Source organism: Paraburkholderia sediminicola, from assembly GCF_046027355.1.
Lineage (GTDB): Bacteria > Pseudomonadota > Gammaproteobacteria > Burkholderiales > Burkholderiaceae > Paraburkholderia > Paraburkholderia sediminicola_B.
This window is the reverse complement of the sequence record NZ_JAQQEK010000036.1, coordinates 45,012-56,814: the sequence shown is the minus strand read 5'-3', so window position 1 is coordinate 56,814 and position 11,803 is coordinate 45,012. Positions and strand designations below refer to the sequence as shown.

At 64.7% G+C, this 11,803-nt stretch carries 10 protein-coding genes; 5 read left to right on the top strand and 5 right to left on the bottom strand.

What is annotated here, in order from left to right:
* Nucleotides 1–25 precede the first annotated feature (25 nt).
* From PQR42_RS38065 to PQR42_RS38055, 3 genes are all read left to right on the top strand, one after another.
* Complete coding sequence (locus PQR42_RS38065; protein WP_408390998.1) at nucleotides 26–1,411, top strand: MFS transporter; 1,386 nt, start codon at nucleotides 26–28, stop codon at nucleotides 1,409–1,411.
* Nucleotides 1,412–1,509: 98 nt separating this feature from the next.
* Nucleotides 1,510–2,364, top strand: a complete 855-nt coding sequence (locus tag PQR42_RS38060; protein WP_132381976.1) for an IclR family transcriptional regulator — start codon at nucleotides 1,510–1,512, stop codon at nucleotides 2,362–2,364.
* A 167-nt stretch (nucleotides 2,365–2,531) separates the two neighbouring features.
* Nucleotides 2,532–3,845, top strand: a complete 1,314-nt coding sequence (locus PQR42_RS38055) for an MFS transporter (protein ID WP_408390995.1) — start codon at nucleotides 2,532–2,534, stop codon at nucleotides 3,843–3,845.
* A 4-nt stretch (nucleotides 3,846–3,849) separates the two neighbouring features.
* Here the strand turns inward: PQR42_RS38055 and PQR42_RS38050 are convergent, their stop codons facing one another.
* Nucleotides 3,850–4,890: an AraC family transcriptional regulator gene (locus tag PQR42_RS38050; RefSeq protein ID WP_408390992.1), complete on the bottom strand. Its 1,041-nt coding sequence runs from the start codon at nucleotides 4,888–4,890 to the stop codon at nucleotides 3,850–3,852.
* A gap of 291 nt (nucleotides 4,891–5,181) precedes the next feature.
* Between PQR42_RS38050 and PQR42_RS38045 the strand changes: the two genes are divergently transcribed.
* Nucleotides 5,182–5,475 (top strand): hypothetical protein, encoded by a 294-nt coding sequence (locus PQR42_RS38045; protein WP_408212877.1) that lies wholly within the window; start codon nucleotides 5,182–5,184, stop codon nucleotides 5,473–5,475.
* Between the two features lie 157 nt (nucleotides 5,476–5,632).
* On the opposite strand, the gene PQR42_RS38040 is transcribed toward PQR42_RS38045, so the two are convergent.
* The gene (locus PQR42_RS38040) at nucleotides 5,633–6,658 is read right to left on the bottom strand and encodes an NAD(P)H-dependent flavin oxidoreductase (RefSeq protein WP_408390989.1); all 1,026 of its coding nucleotides are present in this window, start codon (nucleotides 6,656–6,658) and stop codon (nucleotides 5,633–5,635) included.
* A gap of 534 nt (nucleotides 6,659–7,192) precedes the next feature.
* On the opposite strand from PQR42_RS38040, the gene PQR42_RS38035 reads away from it, so the two are divergent.
* The gene (locus PQR42_RS38035; RefSeq protein WP_408495168.1) at nucleotides 7,193–9,097 is read left to right on the top strand and encodes an ATP-dependent metallopeptidase FtsH/Yme1/Tma family protein; all 1,905 of its coding nucleotides are present in this window, start codon (nucleotides 7,193–7,195) and stop codon (nucleotides 9,095–9,097) included.
* Nucleotides 9,098–9,179: 82 nt separating this feature from the next.
* On the opposite strand, the gene PQR42_RS38030 is transcribed toward PQR42_RS38035, so the two are convergent.
* From PQR42_RS38030 to PQR42_RS38020, 3 genes are all read right to left on the bottom strand, one after another.
* Nucleotides 9,180–9,446 (bottom strand): hypothetical protein, encoded by a 267-nt coding sequence (locus tag PQR42_RS38030; protein WP_408390984.1) that lies wholly within the window; start codon nucleotides 9,444–9,446, stop codon nucleotides 9,180–9,182.
* Nucleotides 9,447–9,536: 90 nt separating this feature from the next.
* Nucleotides 9,537–10,331, bottom strand: a complete 795-nt coding sequence (locus tag PQR42_RS38025) for a TSUP family transporter (protein WP_408212889.1) — start codon at nucleotides 10,329–10,331, stop codon at nucleotides 9,537–9,539.
* 206 nt (nucleotides 10,332–10,537) lie between these two features.
* Nucleotides 10,538–11,695: an acyltransferase family protein gene (locus tag PQR42_RS38020; RefSeq protein WP_408390982.1), complete on the bottom strand. Its 1,158-nt coding sequence runs from the start codon at nucleotides 11,693–11,695 to the stop codon at nucleotides 10,538–10,540.
* Nucleotides 11,696–11,803: the final 108 nt, after the last annotated feature.

Genomic DNA, 11,803 nt, shown 5'->3' with positions numbered 1-11,803 from the left:
GATAACAACGATCTGGAGACACCTGATGGAACCTTCACTCAAGGCGCCGCGGAAACCCGCGTCCGCTTCACGCGTCATCGACGTGCAGCAGTTGCTCGACGAACAACCCGTCGGGCGCTTTCAGATTCTCGTGTTGCTGATGTGCATGTTCATCGTCACGCTCGACGGACTCGACACCGTGATGGTCGGTTTCATCGCGCCGGCTTTATCGAGCGCGTGGGCGATTCCGCGCGATGCGCTCGGCCCGGTGATGAGCGGCGGCCTGCTCGGCCTCGCGTTCGGCGCGCTGTGCGCGGGCCCGCTCGCGGACCGCTTCGGCCGCAAGACGGTGATGACGGGCGCGGTTCTGTTCTTCGGCATCTGGAGTCTCGGCTCGGCCTTCGCGAGCAACATCGGCGAACTCACGGTGCTGCGTTTTCTCACAGGTCTCGGTCTCGGCGCATCCATGCCCAACGCCGCCACGCTGATGGCCGAATACGCGCCGCAACGCTGCCGCGCGCTGATGGTGACGACGGTTTTCTGCGGCTTCACGCTCGGCGCGGCCGGCGGCGGGTTTGTGAGCGCATGGCTGATCGCGTCGCACGGCTGGCATTCGGTGCTCATCCTTGGTGGCGTGTTGCCGATTCTCTACGTGCCGCTGATGATCAAATGGTTGCCCGAATCCGCCCGCTTCCTCGCGCTCAAGGAAACGCGCCGCGCGCGGCTGGTGACGGTGATGAACCGCCTCGAACCCGGCAGCGCCAATCAGACCACGCGCTTCGTCGCGCATGAAACGCCGCAGCGCGAACGCAGCCCGGTCCGTTTGATCCTGTCGCGCGACTACGCATTCGGTACGGTGATGCTGTGGATCTGCTACTTCGCCGGCTTGCTGACCGTGTATCTGCTCGGCAGCTGGCTGCCGACGCTGATTCGCGGCGCGGGCTTCACGCTCGCCGAAGCGGCCGTGGTGGGCGCACTGTTTCAGGCGGGCGGCACGATCGGCTCGCTCGCGATCGGCTGGCAGATGGACCGCTTCAATCCGCATCGGGCGCTAGGCGCAACGGTGTTCATGGGCGGCGTGCTGGCCTGGTACATGGGCCTGCCTGGCCACGGCATCACCGCGATCAGCGTGCTGGCGTTCGGCATGGGTTACTGCATGAACGGCTCCAACACGGGATTCTGCGCGTTGGCGGCGGGTTCCTACCCGACCCGCATGCGCGCCACCGGGACGAGCTGGATGCTCGGCATCGGCCGCTTCGGCGGGATTGCGGGGGCGATGCTGGGCGCCGGCATGCTGCACGCGAATTGGGGCTTCGGCCAGGTGTTCACGTCGCTCGCGTTGCCGGCTGCGGTCGGCGCGGCAGCGGTGCTGCTCAAGGGCGCGCGTCATCGCGGACCGGTGCTGCAGGTCAGCGCGGGCATCGGACACTGAGTTCGGCGGAATTTCAACGGCGTCAGACGCGGCCGCCCTTGAGTTCCGATATGGAATCGTGTTCTCATTCGGTATCGAAATCGAATTGAGAGTGCAACATGGCGGGGAATCTGGAGCGGGCGCTGGCCATCATCGAATTGCTGGCGAAGCAGGGCGGCAGCATGCAGCTGGCCGCCATTGCCGATACGCTGAACATTCCGCGCAGCGGCACGCATCGCCTGCTGGCCGAGTTGAGCGAAGAGGGCTACGTGCGGCAGGACGAGCACGGCGAGTACGTGCTGGCGCTCAAACTGGTGTCGCTCGCGCTGATGTGGCTGTCCACCGGCGGCGTGCTGGATATTTCGCAGCCGGTGCTCGACCGGCTGGCGGCGGCGTCGGGCGAACTGGCGCGGCTGGGGGTGGTGGAGGACGATCACATCACCTTCGTCGGCAAGGCGCAGGGCGCCAAATCCGGCTTGCGCTACGACCCGGACATGGGCAGCCAGCCGCCGCTGCATTGCACCGCGAGCGGCCAGGCGTGGCTCGCCACCATGAGCGACGAGGAAGCGCTCGAACTCGTGTCGCGCCAGGGCGGTATCGGCAAGGCGGGGCCGCGCGGTCCGAAGGCACCGAAAACGATCCAGCAGTTCCTGCAGGACCTGGCGGGCGCGCGCAAGCGCGGCTACGGCGTCGCGAGCGAAACCTACGAGGCGGGCATGACCTCGATGGCGGCGGCGATCCGTCATCCGTTGACCGGGCTGGTGGTGGGGATCGTCAGTCTCGCGGGCCCGACCAGCCGCTTGCCGGAAGCGCGTCTGAAGGAGTTGGCGCCGGCCTTGCTCGAAGCCGCGTCGGACATGGGCGCGGCCACCATGAGTTCACCGTATTTCAAACGCAGTCTGCGCGTGGCGCCGGTGGCGGCCGTGGTGCAGCCGGTCGAGCCGAAGCGCAAAGGACGGCCGCGTGCCGCTTGAGCTTCGAGCGGCTCGCCACGGCGCGTGAGTCGGTGAAGGACCGTGGGCCCGGACACGTGCCCGCGCCGCGTCAAGTTGCACCGTGCCGTGCCGCCAAGCTGAATAACCGGCTCGCTTTTCTTCCATCACCTCCCTGAATACCTCGACGAATTCGTCGACCGCCACTCATGCACACTGCTGCCGGCAAAGCGGCCCCGCTGTCCCGCGCCGAACTCAGGCGTATCGTCGCCGCCATCGTGATCGGCAATGGTTTCGTCGCTTACGATTTCACCGTCTATAGCTTCTCCGCCGTCGTGATCGGCAATCTGTTCTTTCCGTTGCACGATCCGGCGTCGTCGCTGTTGCTGTCGCTCGCCACCTTCGGCGCGGGCTTCGTGATGCGTCCGCTCGGCGCGCTCATGATCGGCCACATTGCCGACAGCCGCGGCCGTAGAGCCGGACTTACCGTATCGCTCACATTGATGACGCTCGGCACATGGCTGATCGCATGCCTGCCAGGCTATGCGTCGATCGGTCCGGCGGCGCCCGTGCTGATGGTGCTCGCGCGCCTGATGCAAGGGCTCGCGGCGGGCGGTGAGATCGGCCCGGCGTCGGCGTCGCTGATGGAGTCGGCGGGCTACCGGCACCGCTGTTTCATGGTGAGCTGGCGCGGCGCCAGCCAGGGCGCGGCCGCTTTCGCCGCCGCGCTGGTCGGGGCGAGCACCACGGCGCTGCTGTCGCCCACCGCCATGCACGACTGGGGCTGGAGGATTCCGTTCGTGCTGGGCGGATTGATCGGCCCGGTCGGCTGGTACCTGCGCCGCCGCATGCCGGCGGCGGCGCCACAAGAGCGCATGCGGCTCAGCCCGCGGCGGCTATTCGCGGAGCACGCGCGCCCGCTCGTCTGCGGCATTCTGATGATGGCGGCGCCCTCGGTGAGCATCTACATCACCGTGTTCTACATGCCGGCCTATCTGGTGCGGACATTGCACCGGCCGCCGGCGATCAGCCTTTTGACGGCGTGCCTCTCGGGTGTCGTGATTCTCGTGGTGACGCCGCTGATCGCGCGCGCGGCCGACCGGCTCGCGAGCCGCAAGACGCTGCAATATGTATCGCTCATGGCGTCGCTGGCGGCGGCCTGGCCCGCTTTCTGGGCGTTGACCCACGGCGCGGGAGATCTCGCGGCGCTCGTCATCATCACGGCTTACGTGGCGCTTGCGGTGAACAACGCCGGTGCCGCTTCGGTGCTGATGATGGAAGCGTTTCCGGCGCACCGGCGCGCGGCCGGACTGTCGGTGATTTACAGCTTCGGCGTGGTCCTGTTCGGCGGATTTTCGCCGTTTCTGGTGACGTGGCTCATCAACCGGACGGGCGATCCGATGATCCCGGCGTGGTATCTGATGGGCGCCACCGCGCTCACGCTGATCGCGCTGAAGGCGTTCCCGGAAGCGGAACCGGAGGCGGGCGCTCGCACGGCAAGCGCGTCGCAGTCGGCTGCGTGAAGCGCTAGGCCGCGTTGCGCAACTGCCGCAGGTCGAAGGCGCGGGCGCGCATGTCCTGCGGGCTCATGTCGAAGGCGCGGCGAAACGCGCGGGTGAAGTCGGACGCGCTCTGAAAGCCGAGGCCAAAGGCGATTTCCGCCACCTGCAGATGCGGATAACGGGCTAGTTCGTCCGCCGCCTCGCGCAGACGGCGGTTGCGGATATAGGCGCCGAGACCGCCTTCGTGCTCGAACCAGCGATAGATCGTCGCGCGTTTCAGTTGCAGCGCCTGAACCACGCTGGACGGCGTGAGGTCGCACTGGTGCAGATTGGCTTCGATATAGCGGCGTACCCGGCCCATCACCGCGGCCTGCAGCGCGGCACGGCCCGCGCCGCTCAGGTGCGCCTCCTTGCGAAACGCGGCCACCAGCAGCTGCGCGCCCGCCTGCAGGGCATCGATGGCGCCGGCCGGATCGAGCCGCGCAATGTCGCGGGCGAGCGCCGTCATGTGATCCAGCACGACGCCGGTCAGCGGCGAGCCCTGCTGGACGATGCGGCCGTGAATCGCCGCGCCGTCGCGCAACGCCTCGTCCACCACCGCGGCCGGTACGAACAGGCTCAGAAGGCGGCTTTCGGGGCGCTCGGCGCGAAACGGCTGGTTCAGATCGAACGCGACGATGCCTGGCACCGAACCCGGCGCGCTACGTTTTTTGTGCATGCCGGTGACGTGGCCGACTTCCCCTTCCACGAACAGTTGAAACACGTAATCGCGCCGCGAGTCGGTGGATACGCGGGCCACCGAGCGCTCCAGCAGCATCGAATCGGTGCGGCAGTCCGTAAAAACCATGCCGCCGACCGCGTATAAATCGATTTCACCGCGAAATCCCCCAGCAACCTGCGCTTTCGACGGCGGCGCGTCGACCACATGGCCCACGCGCTGGCGCCAGGCGAGGAATTGTTCGGCGGGTGCCAGTCCGTGCGTGCTGAAGCGGCTCGTCGAAATGGCGGAGCGCGAATCGGCCGCGGCGGCCGCGGCCAGATGTTGCGGCAGGGTGCGCTGGTTCATCGGATCGGTTGTTGCAAGCGAGAAAGGCGTGTCGGCGAGGCCGCGGCGTGCATATGCGGGTATTTCACGCGCCGTCGTCCAATTTTGAGACGTACGGTCAAGCCTAACAAAAAAGCTGCATTAATGTCGCGTGATCAGATGCAGATCGTTTTCGCTGACGGCGCGGCAGGCAGTCGACCGCCGCCCTTATTGGAATCGCAACTGCGCGCAGAAACAGCGCCGATCCGTTACGCGCGGTGCAAGGGTGCGAGGTTCACGCTTTGCCGGCAGGCAATTCACGGGGTATCAAAGATGAGCGGCACGAACATGCAACCGACCGTGCAACGCGGCGCTCGGCGTCCGGCTAGTCTGGTAGACAGCCAGTTGCAACATCTCGAGAACGTGGTGGAACACCTGACGCGTGGGGACGCGTCCGGCGGGCTATATCCGCTCGACCACGAGTATTGGGAAAAACGGATCCGGGCGCTGGAAGAGACTTACGAACTGATTGCCAGCCAGCGGCACCGCCTGACGAGACTTCTCGACAGACTCGCGAGCGAAGCGCAGATGGCGCGCAATGCGCTGAAGCCGCGCACGGCCGCTTGAGTCTGTCGAGGCACAGGAACGCGAGGACCGAATTTAGTCGGGGAGAACCAGATCGATGCATGCCGGCATCGCTAATAAAAGCAGCAGAACCTGAGAGCAAGCGGCGATGGTGCGACGGGCCCGAAGAGGCCCGTCGCACATCCCCAATGCTCGAGTGTCAATGAACACCTGCGGCGCGAATCCGGGCCGCCGCGTCCACCGCCTCGTTCATGAGCCGGTCGATGACTTCCGCCACCGGCGCGCACCGCTCGACCAGCGCCGACGATTCCCCTGCGAACAACGCCATTTTTTCCAGATCGCCCACCGTGTCGCGTAGCGGCGAAATCGTGCTGAATTTGTAGATCGGCCCTTGATCGTCGTGCGCGATTTCTTCGCGCGGCAACACATGCGGATGATTGCCGAACAGATGATCGCCAGCCTCGCGCGTCACGCTGTTCGCCAGCACGCGCACCGGCGAGCCGGGTGGCCAGTTGATTGCGTAGATATCGGTGTGCACGGTGTCACCCGCTCGGGCATCGACGATCCGTTGCTTGTGATAGTCGTGCGCGAAAGACTCATGCGTAGCGACGAATAGCGTGCCGCAATGAATGCCCGCCGCGCCGAGCGCAAGCGCGGCAATCAGCCCGGCGCCGGTCGCGAAGCCGCCGGAGGCCACTACCGGCACGCGCAGACGCTGCGCGATTTCCGGCAGTAGCGCCATGATGCCGATGCGCCCACGCACGTGGCCGCCGGCTTCGACACCTTGCGCGATGACCGCGTCCGCGCCGGCCTGCTGCGCGGCGAGCGCCTCTTCGAGCGAGCCGACTTGCCAGAGGACCAGCGCGCCAGCATCTTTAGCCCGTTTTACCACGTCAGGCATGACGTCCCAGAAGAAGCACATGACCGGCACCTGCGCCGCGCGGCACACATCGAGTTGCGCATCGAGCAGCGCGGGCTCCGTCCGGAAAGGAATGAGATTGACGCCGAACGGCCGGTTCGTCGTCGCGCGCACGGCGGCGATCTCACACTCGATCACTTCCGGCGCTTCCCCAACCATGCCGAGCAGGCCAAATCCGCCGGCTTCAGACACGGCGACCGTCAACTCGGCGCGCGCCGGGCCGCCCATTCCGGCTGAAATCACGGGGTGCCGGCAACCGAGCAAACGGGTCAGCGCTGTATCGAACACCGGGGTGTCGTCGTGCATGGCAGTCCTCCCATCGTGTCGCGCGGCGCTCATGCACAGGATTGTGCGTCTCGCCGCATCGAACCTGCATCCACGGCAGTCTTTTTAGAGTAGATGCAGACGACTGCGGCGGCAGCGGGTATTTTTTTCGTCGGAGGATAGGCGAGCGCGGCGAGACGATATTCAGTAATTCTGACCGCTTTTAAATAGGGAGCGGTTAATAGTAGATATGTGGAATACGCAATGAATTTAGCGCTGATAAACTGTGCGCCGGAGCAGTCTGTTACCGCACTGCACACAGCGCTCGCTCCCCAAAATCCGGCGGCCCGAAAACGTCGGATAGACGGTAGAACTAGGCCTTTTCTGCGATTTGGAAGGCGCGGCGGCACGGCATATTGGCCGTGTGCACGTTGTTAAAAGGGACGTATGGTTGGGTGTCCTTTCTTCCGGTCATTGCATGGTGTCGCATCAGTCGATTCCCCTCCGCCAACCTCTGCCCATCTGAACTTTGACAAGTATCAGGGCTCGCTTTGGGCCCGTTTTTGGAAGTGACTCATGAAGCCGGGAAAAAACTCGCTTGGTAAAAGACGCACACGCAAGATCGCCATGTCGGTGGCGGCGGCGCTTATCGCAGTGTTGCTCGCATTTGGCGTGTGGCATTACCAGCAGCGCGCAGCGCAGGTCGCGCCGGCGCTGACCGGCGTCGCGAGCCAGATGCGTCACGATTCCTCGGCATGGACGCATGAGGAGAAAGACGCCTCGCAAATGTTGCGCGATATTCACGACGCCAAGGTTGCCGCGATCGGCGTGAGCCCCAACGCGATACTGATCTCGAAGCGCGACGGCACGAAATACTTCGTCACCGACCACAACGCGACGTTCTCGCATGCGCTGCTGCTCGGCGAACCCAAGGCCGACGAAGCCGCCACGTACCAGCTCGTCTGGCTTCCCGATGCGGATATTCAAACCGGCGGCTCGCGCTGGGTGCAGGTGTTCGACCAGGTGCGCGACGCCATCAGCGTGATGCTGCCGCTGTTGTTGATCGGCGGCATGGTGTGGTTCATGCGGCGCGAAATGCGCGGTGGCGCCACGCTGCTCGCCAAGGCGCCCGCCCTGCGTTTCGACGACGTGATCGGCGCGGGCGAAGCGAAGGCGGCGCTCGCGGACATTCGCGGCTATCTGTCCGACCCGAAGCAATTCACGTCGATGGGCGTGCGCGCGCCGTGCGGCATTCTGATGGTGGGCGGCCCCGGCGTCGGCAAGACGCGGCTTGCCCAGGCGCTGGCGGGCGAGTGCGGCGCGAACTTCATCTCGATCACGGGCAGCTATTTCAGCGCGAAGTACTACGGCGTCGGCATCCAGAAGGTCAAGCACCTGTTCGAACTGGCGCGCAAGAATGCGCCCACGGTGATTTTCATCGACGAAGCCGACGGGCTCGCCAAGCGCACGGATACGGGCAGCGGCCCGGTCGAAGCCGAGAGCAACCGCATCATCAATCAACTGCTGGCGGAAATGGATGGCTTCGCTTCGAACGAAGGCGTCATCATCGTCGCGGCGACCAATCATCCCGACAATCTGGACGAGGCGTTGCGCCGGCCGGGCCGATTCGACCGCACCGTGCAAGTCCGTTTGCCCGATCGCGAAGACCGCGCGAAGATTTTCCGTTTTTACGCGGAGAAGCTGAAATCGAAAGCCGCCGACATCGACTACGATCAGTTGGCGCGCCTAACCACGGGCCTGTCGCCGGCAACGGTCGCGATGGTAGTGAATCAGGCGGGGCTCGTCGCGCGCAAATCCGGCGACACCGAAATCACCTCAAAGCATTTCATGGAGGCGATCAAGATTGCGCGCATCGGCGACGTGAGCGGCGCCGAGCGCGCGCTGAGCGAGGACGAACGCACCCGTATCGCCGTGCACGAAGCGGGGCATGGTCTCGTCGCCGCGCTGCTGGGCACCGGCGTGCTCGAAGAGGTCACGATCCTGCCGCGCGGCGGCGCGCTGGGGGTTGCGCTCATCACGAAAGCGCAGGACAAGCATTTGTATCGCGAGACTGAGATTCGCAACGAAATCCAGGTTTTGCTCGGCGGCCGCAACGCGGAAATTCTCACGTTCTCCGAAGCGTCGAGCGGCGCCGCTTCGGATTTGCAGGAAGCGTCGCGCATCAGCCTCGATATGGTGTCGAAATTCGGCTTCAATAGCGATGGCAATTTGTTCAGCCTCGCGGCACTGCCGTCGCAGTACGCGGGTTTGCAAATGAAGAGCGCGATCGAGCATGCGAATGTGCTGCTCAAGGAGCTGAACGAGCTGTGCTACGGCTTGCTGCATGCGTACGAGCCGGTGCTGCGCGCGATTGCGGACGAACTGCTCGAGCAGGAGACCGTGCCCGGAGAAACCGTGTACCGGTTGATCAGGGAACACAAGAGCACACTGAAGATCGTTCACGAGGCGGAAGCGGCGTGAACCGATGATCGAGTGACTGCCTGGACGGCAATCGACGAGCGGCGCCAGTCACTGACGCCGCTTTTTTATCGCCCGGCGCTAATTACGCGAAATCGGACGGGCCGGGCTCCGGAACGCCCGGAGGCGTTTCGGTGTCGCCCAACGCCTCGCCATCGGCATCGGCGTTGTCAGCGGGCGGCGGCGTTTCGCCTTTCTTCGGCAGCGGTTGATCGAGACCCGGTTCGACCGGCGTGGGGATTGCATCGCCGATCGGCTTGGAAACCTTGGTGGGCGGGCCGCCGGGGTCTTCTTCGGGCTGGCGCTCGGGCTCGTGCTCTTGCTCGTTCGGTAAATTGGCCATGGTTGCCACGACGGGCTCTCCGGTTGATTAGAGTGACACCCGTTGAGCAGCAATGCGCGTACCACGGGCCGTTTCGCCTAAGCGCAAACGGTGCGAACCTTATAAAACCCCGGATTTCCAGATCATCTGCGCTGCGGCGGCCGCCACGAACACCAGCACCAGAATCCGGAATGCGGCGGGCGGCAAGCGGTCTCGCAAGGGCCGCACCAGCAGCATTCCCGCGATCACTGGCACACTCGCGCAGGCCGAGATGGCGAGGTCCGTCCAACTGGCATGCGCGCCGCCGCTGAATGTCGCGACGAGCGTGATGATCGACACCACCAGAATGATGGCGATCTGCTTCGTGAACGCTTTGCCCGTCGCGCCCGTGGCGATCAGATACATCGCGAGCAAGGGGCCCGGCACTGAAGCAATGCTCTCCATGAGCGCCGCGCCGAATCCCAACACGAACCCCGCGGGCTTGGCCCACGTTGGCGAGAGCGTTAGCCGTGGCGAAGCCAGCAACAGCAAGGCCGCAATCATCAGCAAGGCGCCGGCGGCCGCTTGCGCGCGATGCGGCGCAAGCGAAATCAATACCGTCACCCCGACGATATTGCCGATCACCGTGCCGATCAACGGCGCGGCGATGCGCCTGACCGTCGGCAAGAGTTCGCCGCCTTCCAACGCCTGCGGGATATTGCCGAGGATGATCGGCATCGACAGCAGAAGAACCGCTTCCTTGATCGGCAGGAAGTGGCTGAGGATCGGCATCGCCACCAGCGGCACGCCAATGCTGACCACGCCCTTGACCATTCCGCCCAGCAGGAGCGCGGCGACGATGCCAAGCAACGCGTAGAGGCTTAGCGCCTGCAGGCCTGCGCCTAGAACGCCGCCGGCGAAAGTGAAATGAGACATTGGTTGGAAAGCGCGTCTTGGAAACCGCGAGCCGGCCGCGCGGGCCGGATCGACCGGACAGCGCGCGGGCGGTGGCTTGTTGTTATGGTTCGGCCAGTTCGGTGCCCGCGTGTCACGCAGGATTGGAAGCAGCCGGCTAAGTGAGGCCGCATGATACCGTGCCCTCACTTGCGCCGCATGCAAGTGAAACGTAAGTCACACCTGGATTAGACCGCGTCGGACGCGGCGCTCTCATTCCTCGACGAATGCTCCGCTCGCTCACGACGCGAGGGCGACGCAGCCGGCGCACGCCGCGTCTTCAAGCGAAGGATCGGCTCTTCGATCAGCCGCCAGGACAGCATCGCCATCGCGAGCGAAATCACAAATGACCCGGCGATCCCCGCGACGTGCGCCCACACGGGCACCGTGCCGCCGAAGAGTGCTGCGGCGTGATGGTTGCGGGTCAGGTCGGGGATCAGGTTGTGATAGAGGTAGAAGCCATAGCTGATTCGCCCGAAGCTCACCAGCCAACTCGTTTCGAGCAGGCCGATCACGACGGTGTTGCGGCAGCAGGCAATCGAACACACCAGCGCCGCGATGCACACGCCGTACGAGGCACTGACCATGGTGAACAGCAGCGGGTTGTCCACCTCGCTCCAGATCGGTTCAGTGGCGCAAAAGCCCACGAGCCCGAGACTCAGCACGAAGAGCGTCGCGCCGTGCCCGAGCCGCGCCCGCAAGCGGCTCGCTTTCCCCACAATCATCAAGCCGCCGATGCCGCCCAACGCCAGCAGCCAGAAGTTCGTGAGCGGGTGGGTATAGATGGTGATCTCGGGCCAATGCGCCGCGCGCATGGCCAGCAGCGAACCGAGCCCGGCCGCGACGATCGCGAGACACACCGCGCGATGTCGACGCGCGGCAAGCAGCAACAGGAGCGGCGCGAACACGAGATAAAACTGTTCCTCGATCGCAAGGCTCCACAAATGCGAGTAGCGCCCCGGCCAATAGTGCAGCACGGAGCCGATCCAGATGTTCGACAGGTAGGCGAAATGAAACGGCATGCCGCTCGCCAGTTCGGGACTCGCCATGCCGAACGCCATCAGTACGCACATCACCACCAGCATCAGGTAGTAAATCGGAAAGATGCGCAGGGTCCGGCGAAACAGAAAGCGCTTCAATTCAGCGCCGAATCGACTGGCGCCGCTTTCAATGCGCGCGCGTTGCGCGGCGAGAATGCCGATGATCAGAAATCCGCTCAGCGCAAAGAAGATCCATACCCCGAGATGGCCGATCTCGCCGATGTCGCCGAACAGGCGGTGTTGAAAAAATACCATCAGGACTGCGATCGCGCGCAATCCGTCGAAGCCGGCAATTCTGTTGTTCATGTGGTCGTCTTCCAGGGCGAAGGTGGCGCGCGCAGCGCAGCCGTTCTGGGCGGTAATGGAAGGACCGGCGCGCATCGGTGACGCTCAGGTCGGCCGTGGCGTATGGAA